A 16,393-nucleotide genomic window follows, 5' to 3' on the forward strand; every position below is an offset into this window, starting at 1 on the left:
ACCCGACGGAACCGATGGGGAAGCACCGTGACGCTCGTCAAGGACTCACCACCCGCCACCCGCAGGGCCCGCCCCACCGCCCTGGCCGCCGTCAAACGGCGGGGCCGCCGGGAGAACCTGGCCGGCTATCTCTTCATGTCCCCGTGGATCGCGGGCTTTTTGCTCCTGACCGCGGGCCCCATGGTCGCCTCGCTCTACTTCGCGTTCACCGACTACAACCTCTTCAACACCCCGAAGTGGATCGGTCTCGACAATTTCACCCGGATGTTCGACGACCCGCGGTGGCAGAAGTCGGTCGAGGTGACGGCCAAGTACGTCGTCATCGGCACGCCCCTGAAGCTGCTGCTCGCCCTTGGCGTCGCCCTGCTGCTCGCCCAGAGCAGACGCGGACAGGCCTTCTACCGGGCCGCGTTCTACGCCCCCTCGCTCATCGGCGCGAGCGTCTCCGTCGCCTTCGTCTGGCGCTCGCTCTTCTCCGACGACGCCGTCGTCGACCGTACGATGTCGGTCTTCGGCCTGCACGTCGGCGGCTGGGTCGGCAACCCCGACTGGATCCTCTACTGCCTGGTCGCGCTCACCGTCTGGCAGTTCGGCGCACCGATGGTCATCTTCCTCGCCGGGCTGAAGCAGGTGCCGAAGGAGCTGTACGAGGCCGCCGAGCTGGACGGCGCCGGTGCCTTCCGCACGTTCTGGAGCGTCACGCTGCCGATGATCTCGCCGGTGCTGTTCTTCAACGTCCTGCTGGAGACCATCCACTCGTTCCAGATCTTCGGCTCGGCCTATGTCGTCTCCAACACGTACTGCGGTCCGGCCGACGCCACGCTCGTCTACACCTGCTACCTCTACCAGCAGGGCTTCAAGAACGCCCAGATGGGCTTCGCCTCCGCGATGGCCTGGATGCTGCTGCTGGCCGTGGCCCTGGTGACCGCCGTCCTGTTCTGGTCGCAGAAGAAGTGGGTGCACTACGAGAACGACGCGGAGGGCGTCCGATGAGCGCGACCACCACCGAACCGGTCACCACCACCGAGCGCCCGGTCCCGGGCCGCAGGCGGACGGGCTCGCTCGTCTGGCACATCGGCTCGCTGCTGATCCTGGCGGTCGTCCTCTACCCCGTGTTCTGGGTGATCGGCGCGTCGTTCAAGCCGAGCAAGGACATCGTCAACAGCCTGCAGCTGTTCCCCGGCCACCCGATCCTCGACAACTTCAGGGGTCTCGCGGACGGCATCGCCGACATCTCGATCTGGACCTTCTTCCAGAACTCCCTGCTCTACGCGGGTGGCGCCGTCGTCGGCATCCTCCTGTCCTGCTCGCTGACGGCGTACGCCTTCGCCAAGATCCGCTTCACGGGCCGCAACCTGCTGTTCTCGCTGATGATCGGCACACTCCTGCTGCCGTACCACGTGCTGCTGATCCCGCAGTACGTGATGTTCCAGAAGCTGGAGCTCATCAACACCTATGTGCCGCTGCTGCTGGGCAAGTACCTGGCCACCGAGGCCTTCTTCGTCTTCCTCATGGTGCAGTTCATGCGCAACCTGCCCAGGGAGCTGGACGAGGCGGCGCGCATCGACGGCTGCGGGCACTTCCGGATCTACTGGTCGATCGTGCTGCCGCTGTGCCGGCCCGCGCTCATCACCAGCGCCATCTTCACCTTCATCAACGCCTGGAACGACTTCATGGGCCCGTTGATCTACCTCAACGAGCCGGGCAAGTACACCGTCTCCCTCGGCATGATGATGTTCCGCGACTCCGACGGCGTCGCCGCCAACTACGGCGGGCTCATCGCGATGTCCCTGGTCGCGCTGCTGCCCGTGCTGCTGTTCTTCCTCGCCTTCCAGCGCTATCTGATCGACGGAATGGCGACCTCCGGACTGAAGGGCTGAGGCGGTCACCATGGCCGATGCGCGGGTGAAGGGACGCAAGGAGTCGGTGTTCGCGGAGCGGTTCGGCGTCTTCGCCGAGTGTCTGCTCACCGGGGTGTGGATCGCAGTGGCCTCGCTCGGCGTGGTGACCGGCCCGGCGGCGTTCGCCGCGGGGGCGCGGCATCTGCGCCGCCGTACGGCCCACGAGGGCGGCGGGTGGCGGGAGTTCGTGGGGGACTTCCGCTCGGCCGTGCGGGGCGGCTGGGCCGTCGGGCTCGCCGGATGGGCCGCGGCCGGCCTGGCCTGGGTGGACATCCAGGCGGTGCGCGCCGGGCTGCCCGGGGGACCGCTCGTCGGGGCCGTCGGACTCTTCGCGCTGATCGGGCTCGCCGTGGCCGGACTGCGCGCGACGGCGCTCTGGAAGCCGGGCGCCCGCTGGCGGGACGTGCTCGCCGCGGCAGGCCGGCGTACCGTCCTCGACCCCGCCGGGTCCTTCCTGCTGGTCGGCGGAGTGGGCCTCGTCGTCTGCTCCGCCCTGCTCGTCGCGCCGCTCGCGGTTCCCGTCCTGGGAGCCGTCGCGGCGGCGGCCGTCGCCGTGGAGGAGCGCCACCGGCGCCGCTGACGGGCGCCGTCCCGCGCCAGGCGGACGCCGCGAGCGCCGCGCCTGTGCTTGTACCTGTCACGTCTGTATCTGTCATGTACCTGACCAATACACGCCGGAAAGACCTTGCCTCACGGAAAGGAAAGGCCGAGCTCTCATGTCTCCCATCTCCCGCAGGTCCCTTCTCAGGGCGGCCGCCGTCGCCGGAGCCGCAGCACCGTTCAGCCGGGCGCTCGGCGCCGAGGACGCGCAGGCCGCGCCCGGAACCGAGGCCGCAGGCGCCGATCCCGTGACCCTGGACTGGCTGGAGGACGGTGGCCTGGGTGCCGCGCCGGGCTCCACCGTCGGTGTGCCGTGGCCGAAGGGCGCGTACCGGCCGGACCAGACCTTCGCGCTCACCGACGCGGACGGCAGGGCCGTGCCGGTGCAGTCGTGGCCGCTCGCGTACTGGCCCGACGGCTCCCTCAAGTGGTCGGCCCACGCGGTGAGTTCGGGCTCCGGCAAACTGACCCTCGCCGCCGGTGACGCCGCCGCCCCCGACAACAAGGTCACCGTCGACAGCAGCGGCGGCACCATCGACGTCTCCACCGGCGTCATCACCGTGAGCATCGGCAAGAACGGCTCCACGCTCATCAGGTCCGTCACCCGCGGTGCGGCCGAGATCGCCAGGAACGGCCGGCTGGTCCTCATCCGCCAGCCCGAGATCGAGGACGAGGACCAGGGCACGGTCAGGACCGAGCGCTTCGACGGCGCGATCTCGGACGTCACCGTCGAACAGGACGGGCCGGTGCGCGCGGTGGTCCGCATCGACGGCAAGCACCGCAAGGGCGGCCGGAGTTGGCTGCCGTTCTCCATCCGGCTGTACTTCTACGCCGGTGCCGACTCCTTCCGCATGGTGCACACCATCACCTACGACGGCACACAGGAGCCGGGCCGGGCGAGCGGTGACTTCATCCGCGGGCTGGGCGTGCGCTTCACCGTGCCGATGCGGGACGAGCCGTACGACCGGCACATCCGGATCGGCGGCGAGGGCACCGGACTGCTGCGCGAGGCCGTCCAGGGCATCACCGGTCTGCGCCGCGACCCGGGCGCGGCCGTGCAGGCGGCGCAGTACGCGGGCCGGAAGCTGCCCGATCCGTCCACCTGGGACCAGCGGGTCACCACCCGCCTCCCGTACATCCCCGAGTGGGGCGACTACACCCTCTCCCAGCTCTCCGCCGATGGCTTCACGCTGCGCAAGCGCACCGAGAAGGGGTACGGCTGGATCGGCGCGGGCGGCGGCAGACGGGCCTCCGGCTTCGGCTACGTCGGCGGTGTGAGCGGCGGACTCTCCTTCGGACTGCGCGACTTCTGGGAGAAGTACCCGGCGCAGCTCGACATCCGCGACGCCCACACCGACGCGGCCGAGGTCACCCTCTGGCTCTGGTCGCCCGAGGCGCAGCCCATGGACCTGCGCTTCTACCACGACGGCATGGGCCAGGACACGTACACGAAGCAGCTCGAAGGCCTGGAGATCACCTACGAGGACTACGAGCCGGAGTTCGGCACCCCCTACGGCATCGCCCGCACCTCCGAACTCCTCTTCTGGGCCAACGAGTCGACGCCCTCCCCGGAGGCCCTGGCCCAACAGGTCGAGGCCGTACGGGTGTTGCCGCAGCTCGCCGCCCCGCCGAGGCAGCTCATCAAGGCGAAGGTGTTCGGGCCGGGCCTGTACTCCGAGCCCGACCGCTCCACCCCCGCCAAGGCGAGGATCGAGGACCACCTCGACTTCCTCTTCACCTACTACAAGGGCCAGGTGGAGCAACGCCGTTGGTACGGCTTCTGGGACTACGGCGACTTCATGCACACCTACGACACCGTGCGCCACCAGTGGCGGTACGACATCGGCGGCTACGCCTGGGACAACTCCGAGCTCTCGCCCGACCTCTGGCTCTGGTTCGCCTACCTCCGCTCCGGACGCGCGGACATCTTCCGCTTCGCCGAGGCGCTCACCCGGCACACCGGCGAGGTCGACGTCTACCACCTGGGCGACTGGGCGGGGCTCGGTACCCGGCACGGCGTGCAGCACTACGCCGACAGCGCCAAGCAGCAGCGCATCGCCAACACCACCTACCGGCGCTACTACTACTTCCTCACCGCGGACGAACGCGTCGGCGACCTCATGCACGCCAACGTCGACTCCGACGAGACCTTCCTGGTCCTCGACCCGCTGCGCAAGGTGCGCACCGACCCCTACACGCCGGACCGGCACGCCCTGTCGATCGGGTTCGGCACGGACTGGAGCGGTCTGGTGTCGGCGTGGCTGACCGAGTGGGAGCGCAAGGGGCTCAAGTGGGAGAAGGCCAGGGCGCGGGTGTTGTCGACGATGAAGGGCATCGCCGCCCAGCCCAACGGCTTCGTGCAGGGCAGCGGGCTCTACGACCTGGACACCGGCGAGTTCGCGACCGCCGACCAGCCCGTGGTCTCCGTGTCCCACCTGTCCGCCGTCTTCGGCCTGGGCGAACTGTGCGCCGAGCTCATCGACCTCGTCGACATGCCGAAGTTCAACGAGGCGTACCTCGACTACTGCCGCTACTTCAACGCCACCAAGGCCGAGCAGGCGGCGCGCTACGGCACCGACTTCGGTTCCCTGCTGCTCTTCCAGGGCCACTCGCGCCTCGACGCCTACGCCGCCGTCCGGACCGGCGACGCGAAGCTCGCCACGCGCGCGTGGACGAAGTTCTACGACTCCGACGGCTACAAGGAGTCCTCGCCGTGGACGACGCAGAAGCTGAGCGGCCCGGTCGCCCTCGTCGCGGGCGAGGAGGCCGCGTGGGTGTCGTCCAACGACACCGCGCTGTACGGCCTCGCCGCCATCGAGAACCTGGCTCTTCTCGGCGACAGGATGCCGTCGTAGGCGGGCCGGCCGATGCCGTCGTGGTCGGTCGGCCGGCGAGGGGCTAGCTCATCCTCCCCAGGACCTCCCGCACCCGCCGGACGTCCCGGATGCGCTGCTCGTACGTCGCGCCGAGCGCGAGCAGCAGGGATCCGGCGAGGGCGGGAACCACCCAGCCGGGGAGCGCGCCGGCCACCCGGACCAGGGGCGGGGCGAGTTCGTGCAGCGTGTCGAGGACGAGCACCCAGCCGCCGAGCACGAGGGGCGCGCGGAGGCGGTGCCGGGCGCCCAGCAGGGTGAGCAGCAGGGCCGCCGCGGCCAGCAGCAGCGGGCGCGTCGACTGCGCGTCGTTCCAGGCCGCGGCCAGGCTCGGCAGCAGGGTCGCGGCGAGACCCGGACCGTACGCCGTCCAGGACGAGGCCTGCGGGTCGCGGTGCCTGCGCCACGCGCCGACGCACAGCGCCGGGACCGTGGCGGGGAGCGTGTACGCCTCGACGACACCGACGTCCCAGGCCGCCAGGCGCACCCAACTGGCCAGCAGGAACAGGGCGGCGGCCGCGTACCCGACAGAGCGCCGGTCGGGGCGTACGGCCGTGCCCGCCGCGATCACCGCGCACAGGGCCAGCACCAGGGCGAGCATCGGCGGGTCGGTGAGCGCGAGGCCGACGGCGAGCAGCCCGGCGGCGGCTCCCGTGATCTCGACCGGCACGCGCGCGTGCACCGCCGCCGGGCGAGCGGCGACCAGGGCGGCGACCGCCGGAACCACGAGGACCAGCAGCGCCGTGTGCGGCAGCGACCAGCCGGCGGCCGCACCGGTGGCGCACGCGAGCGCGGAGCCGTACACGAGCGCGGCGGGTGCGGTGACGGGCGCGAGGTGCGGCCGCGTCGAGGCGGCCGCGAACACTGCCGTCAGCGCGGACAGCACCGCGACAGTGGCCGTCTGGGACGGCAGGGAGAGGAAGACCAGCGGAAGCGAGCCGCCCAGGGCGAGCGCGGTGGTCGTCGTGGGCAGGAAGCGGACGGACGCCGCAGCGAGGGCCGCGCCGACGGCCGCCCCCTGCAGCAACAGGCCTGCCGCATAGGGCAGTTCGAAGGCCGCCGGCAACGCCATGAGAGTGGCCCAGGCCAGGTACGTCGCACCGAGCGCGGCCCACGGCCGTCGCGTCTCGGCTCGCGCCAGGAGCGCCAGTACGGCCGCGACGGTCACCGGACCCAGGAGCAGCTGCCAGGTGTGCGGTGCCCACGGCACGTGGACGCTCACCGCGGCACGCGTGTCGGACGGCGCACCGGACCACGGCTGCACGGCCCAGCCGAGCGGACCCAGCAGCGAGAGCAGGACCAGCGGCAGCGCACACGCGACGGCGGCCGCCTGCACGGCGCCGGACGCCTGGACGACACCGCGCCGCACGGGCTCGGGGAGCCGCATCCGTACGGCCGTCGACAGGGCGACACCGCAGGCCAGACAAGCCGGCACCGTCCACTCCTCGGGCAGCGACGCCCGCAGCACGCCACCGGACGCCGTGACCAGGAGCAGACCGCCGGCGACGGCGTTGCCCGTCGCCACGGCCCGGCTCGGCAGCCGCCATGCGGCGCCCAGCGCCATCGCCGCCGCGAGGAGGAGGAGCGCCGCCGCACGGGCGGCGGCGCTCGGGCCGGCTGCACCCCAGGAGAGCCAGCCGGCCGCCAGTACGCCCCAGGACCCCGTGCCGTACGCGCCGATCACGGCGAGAACGCGTACGGGCCCGGCGGTCACCCGGAGCGCCACAACTGCGTCGAGCCCGGCCGTCACGAGCAGTGCGGCCGTGACCCCGTGAGGAACCGCGGACGCCCAGATCGCCCAGAACACCAGCGGGAGTTGGGCCGCGGCCAGCGCGGCGGGCAACGGCAGCCGCAGCTCGGCCACGCGAGGCAGCCGCCCGTACGCCGCCCACAGCCCCGCCAGCAGCGCCGAGGCGAGCGCCGTGTATCCCGCGCCGTCCGCCTCCGTGACGGCGACCCGGTGCAGCGCGTACGCGTCCAGCACCGTCAGCGCCAGCCCCAGGCCCGCCACCGACTCGGCCGTCGAACGCAGCCCGCGACGCAGCAGCGGCACCGGCGCGAAGAGCGCGGCCGATGTGATCGCGGCCAGCACGAGTGCCCGTCCGCCGATGCCCAGGTGACCCCAGCTGACCAGCGTGAACACCGCTGCCGCGAGGGTGAGCAGAACGCCGCCGAGCAGAAGGAGGACGTTCTGCACGCCGCGTGCGGTCGCCTCCGGGCGGGGCGGGCCGAGGGGTGCCTGTCGTGCCGTGCCTGCCGTGCCGGGCCGAGCGGGAGGCGCGATCGGCTGCAGCGCGGCGACGAGCCACGCGCGACGGTGCAGCAACTGGGCCCGGCGGGCGTCCAGTTGCCGGAGCTCGGCATCGAGGAGCCGCAACTCCTCGGCCGGAGGCGGAACATGCGTCATGCCAGGGAGTGTGGTGCGGGTCACGTCACGCGACATGAGTGCGCGTACTCAGAACGTACTCAGTTCCCGGCGAAACGGCCTGCGTACGGGCAGACTTCCGGCATGGACTGGACGCACTACCGCTTCCGCAGTCTCTGGACCCTGTCCGCCCCACCCGCGATCGTCTACGAGGCGCTGGAGCGCGCCGAGGAGTACCCCCGGTGGTGGCCCCAGGTGCGGGAGGTGACCCGGCTCGACGACACCACCGGCATCATCCGGATCCGCTCCCTCCTGCCGTACGACCTGCGCTTCACCGCCCGCGAGACGCGCCGCGACCGGGCCGCCGGCGTCCTGGAGATCGCCATGTCCGGCGACATCGACGGCTGGGCGCGCTGGACGATCACCGCCGCCGGCACCGGCACCCTCGCCCGCTACGAGCAGGTCGTCGACGTGCACAAGCCGCTGCTCAGGCGGTTCGCCGTGCCGGGACGGCCGGTGTTCCGCGCCAACCACCGGCTGATGATGCGGGCGGGGCGAAGGGGCCTGGCCGCTCACCTGGAAGCGGTTTGATGCGGGCCCGCGAAGACCTGTATTGTTCAGTCCGTTCCCGGGCGATTAGCTCAGTGGGAGAGCGCTTCGTTCACACCGAAGAGGTCACTGGTTCGAACCCAGTATCGCCCACCGGGTGAAGGCCGGTCCGCAGCTGCGGACCGGCCTTTGTCATGCCGCCGCTGTCACGCTGCCGTCGGCAGGTCCGGTCGTAGCGGCCACTCCGTGTGGACGATCTCCGGGGTGCCGCTCTTGGTGAACCACGCCTGCAGGCCGCGTGCCTGGGCGGCGTGCCAGGTCGTCTGCAGGGTGTGCAGTTCGGCGGGGGAGAGGCGTTCGAGGCGCGCGGCGAACCGGCGCCCGATGGCCCGTACGAGATCCAGCGAGGCCAGGGCGTCCGCGGCCGCGTCGTGCGCGCCCTCCAGGCTGACGTCGTAGTGCGCGCACAGGTCCGTCAGGGTGCGGCGGCCCTTGCGGTAGCGGTCGAGGTGCTTGTCGAGGACGCGCGGATCGAGGACGAGCAGCGCCGACGCCTCGAACCAGCGGTCGAGCGAGGAGGCGCGATGGCGGCGCAACTCGCGGTCCAGCAGCGTCAGATCGAAGGGCGCGTTCATCACGACCAGCGGGCGGGCCATCGCCGCCTGTTCGGCCAGTTCCTCCGCTATCTCGTACATCACCGGCGCCGGCCAGCGGCCGTTGCGCGCCAGGTGCTCGTCCGTCAGCCCGTGCACCGCCGTCGCCGCCTCCGGCACCGGCACACCCGGGTTGACCAGCCAGCGGATCACCCGGGGCCGCAGGCCCGGGGCGTCCTGGACGACGACGGCCGCCGACACGATCCGGTCGGTCTCGACGTCGACGCCCGTGGTCTCCGTGTCGAAGGCCGCGAGGGGCCCTTCGTACCAGCACGTCATGTCTGCACAACTCCTCGTTCACCCACGGCAGCTGACGTCCCGTCTTCTGCCCGTTTGGTGATACCCGGGCTGTTTGCGACGTACGCCGGAAGGACACAACAGGAGTGCGGGTCTTTGCAGTTCAGCGGCCCGCTGCGGGGAAACACTTGGCTTGGAAGGCTGTTTGGTCATGGCGATAGCGCAGCCCGAGCGGGGCGGGCTGCTGCCCGAACGCACGGGCCCCCTTCGCGGCACACTCGCCACCACCGCCTGCATGGAGACACTGCAGGTGGGCTATCTGCACGCGGTCGCCGCGGCGGCCGGCTGCTCGCTGTCGCAACCATTCCCGGACAACGGCATCGACTGGCACGTCAGTCACGGCTCGCCCGGACACACGGTCGACGACGAGGTCACCATCAAGGTGCAGCTCAAGTGCACGTACCAGGTCCCGCCGAACCCACCGGGCCGCTTCTTCTCCTTCACGCTCGACAACGACCATCTGCGCAAGCTCGCGCGCACCCCCGTGTCGGTGCACAAGATCCTGGTCGTGATGCTCGTCCCGCGCGCCCAGGACGACTGGCTGCGCGCCAGCCACGACCGGCTGGATCTGAGGCACTGCTGCTACTGGGTCAACCTCGCCGGGCACCCGATCACCGGCCGTACCCGCACCACCGTGCGGATACCGACCTCACGCATCTTCGACGACCGAGCGCTCTGCGAGATCATGACGCGGGTCGGGACGGGAGGCAGACCATGACGCACCGCCTTCTGGAGGAGCCCGTCCGGCCGGTGCGGCCGCACCCCGACGACATCGCCGCCGCCTGGCACCGTCCGCCCCAGCCCGACCAGGTCGACCCCGCCGTGCTCGGCGCCCTGCTGCACCGGCACGGCTGGCGGCGCCGCGGCGGCGCGTCCGGACGCTACGGCCGCTGGACGCCGCCCGGCCCCGGAGGCGGCGGGACCAGCCTGCTCGTGCCCGAGAGTCGCGCCTTCCCCGACAGCGACGACCTGCTCGGCGAGGCGCTGCAGGCCCTCACCCGCAGCGGCACCCCGTCCGCGCGCGAGGTGCTGATCGGGCTCGCCGTGCCCAGCGACGAGATCCGCTGGTGGCGGGAGGCTCCCAGCGGGCCCGCCGACTCCGTGCCATGGAACGTGGAGGCACAACTGCGCGCCGCCGCCCGCCAGATGCTGCTCGCCGGGGCGCTCGCCACGCGCGCGCGTGCGGGCTACTACGGCGCCCGGCACCGTCGCGCCGCCGCCGCGCTGCTGGAGCACGTCCTCGTGGGACCGGCCGCCGCGGACGGCCGCCTCACCGCCTTCGTGCCGCTGGACACGGGACGGACGCTCGCCGTACGGCTCCACCAGGCGCTCTACGCCGCCCGCGAGGCCGTCGACTACCAGCGCGCGACCGGCGGCATGGACGCCTTCGACGGCGCCGTCGAGGCGGGCGTGAGCCGCGAGCTCACCGAAGCGCTGATCGCCCTCGTGCGCGGCACCGAGGGAGCCAGGATCGGGGTCGAGTGGGCACCGTCCGCCGGAGTGCCCGAGAACTGCGCGGCGGGTGTCGAGCCGGTGGAGTTCTCACCGGGCGACCTGCCCGCGCTGCGCGAGGCGGGAGAGCGCTATCTGCGCGAGGAGCCGCCCGTGCCCGTCCGGATCACCGGCACCGTGGTGCGGATGCGCAGACCGGGCCCGCGGTGCGAGGGCAGCATACGGCTGCGGGTGATCGCGGGCGCCGAGATCCCGCAGGTGCGGATCACCCTGGACGAGGAGGACTACCGCATCGCCGGGCACGCCCACCTCGTGGGACTCCCGGTGCGGCTGCACGGGCAGCTGGAGTCCCGGGGCGGCTTCCGGCGGCTGACCGGGGCCTGCGGGGTCGCGCCGGTCCAGGTGGAGGAGGCCGAGCGGGACCGGCTGATGAAGTCGCTGCAGGAGAACCTCGACTTCTTCGAGGAGGCGTGCAGCGGGGACGACTGCGACTGAAGACGACTGCCACTGAACCCGCAGCGATCTTCGCAAGAGGTGACCGTTTCGCGGTCGGCGGGTCGGGGTCGGTACGATCCCCTATTGCGCGCGCTCCTGGTATGGCGCCGCACCCCACCTGCAGTCAGGAGAGACCGGTGTCAGACGTCCGTGTGATCATCCAACGCGATTCCGAGCGGGAAGAGCGCGTGGTGACGACGGGCACTACGGCCGCCGAGCTCTTCGCCGGCGAGCGCTCGATCGTCGCCGCACGCGTGGGCGGCGAGCTCAAGGACCTGGCGTACGCGCCGGCCGAGGGCGAGGTCGTGGAGCCGGTCGAGATCACCTCCGAGGACGGCCTGAACATCCTGCGCCACTCCACCGCGCATGTGATGGCCCAGGCCGTGCAGCAGCTGTTCCCCGAGGCCAAGCTGGGCATCGGCCCGCCGGTCAAGGACGGCTTCTACTACGACTTCGACGTCGAGAAGCCGTTCACGCCCGAGGATCTCAAGGCCATCGAGAAGAAGATGCAGGAGATCCAGAAGCGGGGCCAGAAGTTCTCCCGCCGTGTGGTCACCGACGAGGCGGCCCGCGAGGAGCTCGCCGACGAGCCGTACAAGCTGGAGCTGATCGGCCTCAAGGGCTCGGCCTCGCACGACGACGGCGCGGACGTCGAGGTCGGCGCCGGTGAGCTGACGATCTACGACAACCTCGACGCCAAGACCGGCGAGCTGTGCTGGAAGGACCTCTGCCGCGGTCCCCATCTGCCCACCACTCGCAACATCCCGGCGTTCAAGCTGATGCGCAACGCGGCCGCCTACTGGCGCGGCAGCGAGAAGAACCCGATGCTCCAGCGCATCTACGGCACCGCCTGGCCCTCCAAGGACGAGCTGAAGGCCCACCTCGACTTCCTCGCCGAGGCCGAGAAGCGCGACCACCGCAAGCTGGGCAGCGAGCTCGACCTGTTCTCCGTCCCGGAGCAGATCGGCTCCGGCCTCGCCGTCTTCCACCCCAAGGGCGGCATCGTCCGCCGGGTCATGGAGGACTACTCGCGCCGCCGGCACGAGGAGGAGGGCTACGAGTTCGTCTACACCCCGCACGCGACGAAGGGGAAGCTCTTCGAGACCTCGGGCCACCTGGACTGGTACGCCGACGGCATGTACCCGCCCATGCAGCTCGACGACGGCGTGGACTACTACCTCAAGCCCATGAACTGCCCGATGCACAACCTGATCTTCGACGCGCGCGGCCGCTCCTACCGTGAACTGCCGCTGCGCCTCTTCGAGTTCGGGACCGTGTACCGGTACGAGAAGTCCGGCGTGGTGCACGGCCTGACCCGCGCCCGCGGCTTCACCCAGGACGACGCGCACATCTACTGCACCCGCGAGCAGATGTCGGACGAGCTCGACAAGACGCTCACCTTCGTCCTCGGCCTGCTGCGCGACTACGGCCTGACCGACTTCTACCTGGAGCTGTCCACCAAGGACCCGGAGAAGTTCGTCGGCTCCGACGAGGTCTGGGAGGAGGCCACGGAGACGCTGCGCCAGGTCGCCGAGAAGCAGGGTCTGCCCCTGGTGCCCGACCCGGGCGGCGCCGCCTTCTACGGTCCGAAGATCTCCGTCCAGACCAAGGACGCCATCGGCCGCACCTGGCAGATGTCGACGATCCAGCTCGACTTCAACCTGCCCGAGCGCTTCGACCTGGAGTACACCGGTCCGGACGGCTCCAAGCAGCGCCCGGTCATGATCCACCGCGCGCTGTTCGGCTCCATCGAGCGGTTCTTCGCGGTGCTCCTGGAGCACTACGCGGGCGCCTTCCCGGCGTGGCTGGCGCCGGTGCAGGCGGTCGGCATCCCGATCGGCGACGCGCACGTCGAGTACCTGGAGAAGTTCGCCGCCGCGGCCAAGAAGCAGGGCCTGCGGGTCGAGGTGGACTCCTCCTCGGACCGCATGCAGAAGAAGATCCGCAACGCCCAGAAGCAGAAGGTGCCCTTCATGGTCATCGCGGGCGACGAGGACATGTCGAACGGCTCGGTCTCCTTCCGCTACCGCGACGGTTCGCAGGAGAACGGCATCCCGGTCGACGAGGCCATCGCCAAGATCGTGAAGGTCGTCGAGGAGCGGGCCCAGGTCTGATCCACGGCTCGTCGAAGGCCCCCGGGAGCTCAGCCCCCGGGGGCCTTCACTCGTCGTCCCGGGAGAAGCTCTGCAGCAGCCACGAGGCGAAGGTGCCGGTGACCGCACCGAGCAGGGCGAGACCGATGCCCATCATCCCGACCGCGATCAGCCGGCCCAGCGGCGTCACCGGGACGATGTCGCCGTAGCCGACGGTGGCGAGGGTCGCGCAGGTCCACCAGACCGCGTCGCCGAAGGTGCGCATCGTGGCGTCGGGCGCCCCGCGCTCCTGCTGGAAGACCGCGAGCGCGCCGGTGAAGCCCAGCAGCACGGTGGACAGCCCGGCGTACACGATCACGCGCGCGTGCAGCGCGAGCTTCGGTCTGCCGTGGCGGCGCTGCACGGCCTCGTAGAGCCTGACGACCCGCAGCGGCCGCAGCAGCGGCAGCACCAGAACCACCGTGTCCAGCAGATGCGTCCGCACGAAGCGCAGCCGCTGCCCGCTCAGCCTCCAGCGGACCGCGTAGTCGACGCCGAACAGCGCCCAGGCGGTCAGCAGCAGCGCGAGACCCAGGTCGCGCCAGACGTCGTGGAGACCGGGGGCCAGAACCAGGACCGCGTACGAGGCGAGGTAGACCATCGACGCGATCGCGAGCGGCACTTCCGTGCGCTGCTCCCAGCGGGCCACACGACTGTCATCGTCCACGGGCCCAGCTTGGCCCGCCGCACGGTTCGCACAACCCCGCCGACACGCTCCGAACGGGCGACGCCATATGCTGCACTGCATGACGAGTGAGCCGGAGCAGCAGTTGGGAGTGGGGACGCAGGACGCCTTCCAGCGTCTGTGGACGCCCCACCGGATGGCCTACATCCAGGGCGAGAACAAGCCGACCGGCCCCGGTGCCGGCGACGGCTGCCCCTTCTGCTCCATCCCGGCCAAGTCCGACGAGGACGGCCTGGTCGTCCGCCGTGGTGAGCAGGTCTACGCCGTGCTCAACCTCTACCCGTACAACGGCGGCCACCTCATGGTCGTGCCCTACCGCCATGTCGCCGACTACACGGACCTCACCGACGAGGAGACCGCCGAGCTCGCCACCCTGACCAAGCAGGCGATGACGGCGCTGCGCACCGCCTCCGGGGCGCACGGCTTCAACATCGGCATGAACCAGGGCACCGTCGCGGGGGCGGGCATCGCGGCCCATCTGCACCAGCACATCGTCCCGCGCTGGGGCGGCGACACGAACTTCATGCCGGTCGTCGGGCACACGCGCGTGCTGCCGCAGCTGCTGGCGGACACCCGGAAGATGCTGGCGGAGGCCTGGCCCACGGCGTGACGGCGGGACGGCGGACCCCCGGGGGCTCTCGCCCCCGGAGTACGTGCGCCTAGGCGTCGTAGACGTCGGCCTTGCTGGGCGAGGCGTCCTGCACCGCTGTCGACAGGAACGCCGACCTCGTGCCGAACTTCTCGGTGTTCACGCCGTTCTCCTCCAGCACCCGTATCGCCGCGGCGTGCACGACCCGCAGCACCGGGGTGGCGGCCCGCAGGGCGTCGTCGGCCATGAAGCGGTGGCGCCAGGGCTGGTCGGCCCAGGCGTGCCGCAGGCCGAACGGCTCGGGCAGGGCTATCGTGCCGCCGAGCCAGTTCAGCAGCGGGGGATACCAGCTGATCGGGGCGCGGACGGCGAGGCGGACCACCTCGTCGGTGTTGACCAGCGGCAGGTTCACCTTGCGGGTCTCCCACGGCTTGAAGGACTTCTGGACCTCCTTCGTCGGCGCCTCGGGCTTGCCGGTGAACAGGCCGTTGACCGGGCCGAGCGCATGGCCGGTCACCTCGATCCGCAGCGTCTCGTGCAGCACGGTCACCGTGATCATCATCGTGATGATCAACTGCCCGTCCCACAGCGTCCACTGCACGCCCAGATAGTGCCGGTCGCCCGCGCCGAACTGCTGCTTGTTGCAGATGTCCTGTATCGCGTGGGTCTTGATCTGGAACGCCTCCACGTCCGTGCCCTCGGGACGGGACACCGCCTTCGCGCTCTCCGCGATCGGCGTGACGATCCAGTGCCGTATGGAGGGCTTCGGGAAGCCGCCGGTGTTCAGCGTGTTCCGCTCCAGCATGCGCAGCTGGTCGTGGATCGCGCGGATGACGTCCCAGCTGCGGAACGGGTGGATCTCGCGCGAGGGATCGGCCGGCACCAGATCCTCCGCGAGCTGCCAGCTGCCCCAGCGGGTGCCCATGCCGAGGATGCCCTTGGGCCCGGCGTAGAACACGGAGTTGGACTGCTGCTCGGCGGCGAGCTTGGCCAGCGACTGGCGCAGCTGGTCCGCCTTGGTCTCGCCCGGGCTGGTCGGCACCGCCTCGGGCACCTTCGCGCCGACGCTGCTGCCGGCGAGCAGACTGTCCCAGCGCCCGCGCAGATCCTTCGCCGTGCGCTCGCAGATCTGCTTCGCCCAGAACCAGCCGATGACCGGCATCACGACGCACGCACGCGCGTACCACGCCCAGAACCCCGTGAAGGGCATCCGGATCAGGAAGATCACGGCGAGCGCGCCCACCGCCACCAGCAGCGTCGTCGCCAGCGCGCCGGCGCGCTTGTCGTCGCGCTTGGCCACAGTCGTACGGATCGAGAAGATCAGCAGCCACACGAGCAGTCCGGGCAGGAACAGCAGACCGCACAGCACCATGACGACGGTCAGGTAATTGTCCCTGTCCTTGCGGATGTTGTTCGCCGCCAGGGCGTGCTCGACGACGACCTGCGGCTCGGCGCCGAAGGACTGGATGAGCGGCTTGCGGCCGGGGCCCAGCATGCGGTCGACCACCGCCCGGGAGTAGGCCTCACCGAGGTTGGGCCGGAATATCCTGCCCCACTTCCGACCCGGCTTGAGCGTGGTCTGATGCCATTCGTTGTCGGCCTTCTTGATGTCCGCGACCGGGTTGTCCCGGTAGGACGCCGAGGCCAGCGCGAACGTCGCCGTCTGGTCCCCGTCGCTCGTGCGCGGCACCTGGGGTCCGAAGATGTCCCCGTAGCCGCTCTCAACGGTCATTCCCGCCCCCATCGCCGCCCGGCACCGCCCTTAGCGGCTCTTCCCGACTTCCTTGCCCCGCACACCTGTT

Annotated in this window: 13 protein-coding genes and 1 tRNA gene; 10 read left to right on the top strand and 4 right to left on the bottom strand. The window is 71.0% G+C overall.

All coding sequences use genetic code 11. The features are described from left to right. Positions 1-27 precede the first annotated feature (27 nt). From MQN93_RS32035 to MQN93_RS32050, 4 genes are all read left to right on the top strand, one after another. Complete coding sequence (locus MQN93_RS32035) at positions 28-993, top strand: carbohydrate ABC transporter permease (protein ID WP_242712316.1); 966 nt, start codon at positions 28-30, stop codon at positions 991-993. Then, positions 990-1,880 carry a carbohydrate ABC transporter permease gene (locus MQN93_RS32040; protein ID WP_242712317.1) on the top strand — a complete coding sequence of 297 codons (891 nt, stop codon included), beginning with the start codon at positions 990-992 and terminating at the stop codon, positions 1,878-1,880. Before MQN93_RS32035 ends, MQN93_RS32040 begins: the two co-directional genes overlap by 4 nt. Positions 1,881-1,890: 10 nt before the next feature. Continuing rightward, the gene (locus MQN93_RS32045) at positions 1,891-2,481 is read left to right on the top strand and encodes a hypothetical protein (RefSeq protein WP_242712318.1); all 591 of its coding nucleotides are present in this window, start codon (positions 1,891-1,893) and stop codon (positions 2,479-2,481) included. A 136-nt stretch (positions 2,482-2,617) separates the two neighbouring features. After that, on the top strand, positions 2,618-5,356 hold the full coding sequence (locus MQN93_RS32050; protein ID WP_242712319.1) for an exo-rhamnogalacturonan lyase family protein: 2,739 nt from the start codon (positions 2,618-2,620) through the stop codon (positions 5,354-5,356). A 43-nt stretch (positions 5,357-5,399) separates the two neighbouring features. Here the strand turns inward: MQN93_RS32050 and MQN93_RS32055 are convergent, their stop codons facing one another. After that, a complete protein-coding gene (locus MQN93_RS32055; protein ID WP_242712320.1) occupies positions 5,400-7,817 on the bottom strand; it encodes an SCO7613 C-terminal domain-containing membrane protein in 2,418 nt (805 codons plus the stop codon). Between the two features lie 66 nt (positions 7,818-7,883). Between MQN93_RS32055 and MQN93_RS32060 the strand changes: the two genes are divergently transcribed. Both MQN93_RS32060 and MQN93_RS32065 read left to right on the top strand, forming a co-directional pair. Further along, the gene (locus tag MQN93_RS32060; protein ID WP_242712321.1) at positions 7,884-8,330 is read left to right on the top strand and encodes an SRPBCC family protein; all 447 of its coding nucleotides are present in this window, start codon (positions 7,884-7,886) and stop codon (positions 8,328-8,330) included. Between the two features lie 39 nt (positions 8,331-8,369). Next, a tRNA-Val gene (locus MQN93_RS32065) sits at positions 8,370-8,441 on the top strand. Positions 8,442-8,494: 53 nt separating this feature from the next. On the opposite strand, the gene MQN93_RS32070 is transcribed toward MQN93_RS32065, so the two are convergent. Then, positions 8,495-9,220, bottom strand: a complete 726-nt coding sequence (locus tag MQN93_RS32070) for a 3'-5' exonuclease (protein WP_242712322.1) — start codon at positions 9,218-9,220, stop codon at positions 8,495-8,497. 169 nt (positions 9,221-9,389) lie between these two features. Between MQN93_RS32070 and MQN93_RS32075 the strand changes: the two genes are divergently transcribed. The 3 genes from MQN93_RS32075 (at position 9,390) to thrS (ending at position 13,299) form a co-directional block, all read left to right on the top strand. Beyond that, positions 9,390-9,956, top strand: coding sequence for a DUF4365 domain-containing protein (locus MQN93_RS32075; RefSeq protein WP_016434268.1), 567 nt, complete (start codon positions 9,390-9,392; stop codon positions 9,954-9,956). Beyond that, a complete protein-coding gene (locus MQN93_RS32080; RefSeq protein WP_242712323.1) occupies positions 9,953-11,185 on the top strand; it encodes a hypothetical protein in 1,233 nt (410 codons plus the stop codon). The genes MQN93_RS32075 and MQN93_RS32080 overlap by 4 nt, the downstream gene beginning before the upstream one ends. A 137-nt stretch (positions 11,186-11,322) precedes the next feature. Continuing rightward, positions 11,323-13,299: a threonine--tRNA ligase gene (thrS, locus tag MQN93_RS32085; protein ID WP_242712324.1), complete on the top strand. Its 1,977-nt coding sequence runs from the start codon at positions 11,323-11,325 to the stop codon at positions 13,297-13,299. Positions 13,300-13,345: 46 nt separating this feature from the next. Here thrS and MQN93_RS32090 read toward each other — a convergent pair whose 3' ends face one another. Beyond that, positions 13,346-13,984 (bottom strand): potassium channel family protein, encoded by a 639-nt coding sequence (locus MQN93_RS32090; protein WP_242712325.1) that lies wholly within the window; start codon positions 13,982-13,984, stop codon positions 13,346-13,348. Positions 13,985-14,051: 67 nt separating this feature from the next. Here MQN93_RS32090 and MQN93_RS32095 point away from each other — a divergent pair, with 67 nt between their 5' ends. Further along, entirely contained in the window at positions 14,052-14,612 is a 561-nt protein-coding gene (locus MQN93_RS32095) for an HIT family protein (RefSeq protein ID WP_016434264.1), read from the top strand. Between the two features lie 49 nt (positions 14,613-14,661). Here MQN93_RS32095 and MQN93_RS32100 read toward each other — a convergent pair whose 3' ends face one another. Further along, positions 14,662-16,323, bottom strand: coding sequence for an AbeC-like domain-containing protein (locus tag MQN93_RS32100; protein ID WP_242712326.1), 1,662 nt, complete (start codon positions 16,321-16,323; stop codon positions 14,662-14,664). Positions 16,324-16,393 lie beyond the last annotated feature (70 nt).

This window comes from Streptomyces spinosisporus, assembly GCF_022698145.1.
In the GTDB taxonomy this organism is placed as follows: domain Bacteria; phylum Actinomycetota; class Actinomycetes; order Streptomycetales; family Streptomycetaceae; genus Streptomyces; species Streptomyces spinosisporus.

Excerpts from the sequence above, each read along its gene's own strand:
- MQN93_RS32080 (WP_242712323.1), top strand. The coding sequence starts at position 9,953 with ATGACGCACCGCCTTCTGGAGGAGCCCGTCCGGCCGGTGCGGCCGCAC.
- MQN93_RS32075 (WP_016434268.1), top strand. The coding sequence starts at position 9,390 with ATGGCGATAGCGCAGCCCGAGCGGGGCGGGCTGCTGCCCGAACGCACG.
- MQN93_RS32070 (WP_242712322.1), bottom strand. The coding sequence starts at position 9,220 with ATGACGTGCTGGTACGAAGGGCCCCTCGCGGCCTTCGACACGGAGACC.
- MQN93_RS32045 (WP_242712318.1), top strand. The coding sequence starts at position 1,891 with ATGGCCGATGCGCGGGTGAAGGGACGCAAGGAGTCGGTGTTCGCGGAG.
- MQN93_RS32100 (WP_242712326.1), bottom strand. The coding sequence starts at position 16,323 with ATGACCGTTGAGAGCGGCTACGGGGACATCTTCGGACCCCAGGTGCCG.
- MQN93_RS32050 (WP_242712319.1), top strand. The coding sequence starts at position 2,618 with ATGTCTCCCATCTCCCGCAGGTCCCTTCTCAGGGCGGCCGCCGTCGCC.
- MQN93_RS32095 (WP_016434264.1), top strand. The coding sequence starts at position 14,052 with ATGCTGCACTGCATGACGAGTGAGCCGGAGCAGCAGTTGGGAGTGGGG.
- MQN93_RS32060 (WP_242712321.1), top strand. The coding sequence starts at position 7,884 with ATGGACTGGACGCACTACCGCTTCCGCAGTCTCTGGACCCTGTCCGCC.
- MQN93_RS32040 (WP_242712317.1), top strand. The coding sequence starts at position 990 with ATGAGCGCGACCACCACCGAACCGGTCACCACCACCGAGCGCCCGGTC.
- MQN93_RS32055 (WP_242712320.1), bottom strand. The coding sequence starts at position 7,817 with ATGTCGCGTGACGTGACCCGCACCACACTCCCTGGCATGACGCATGTT.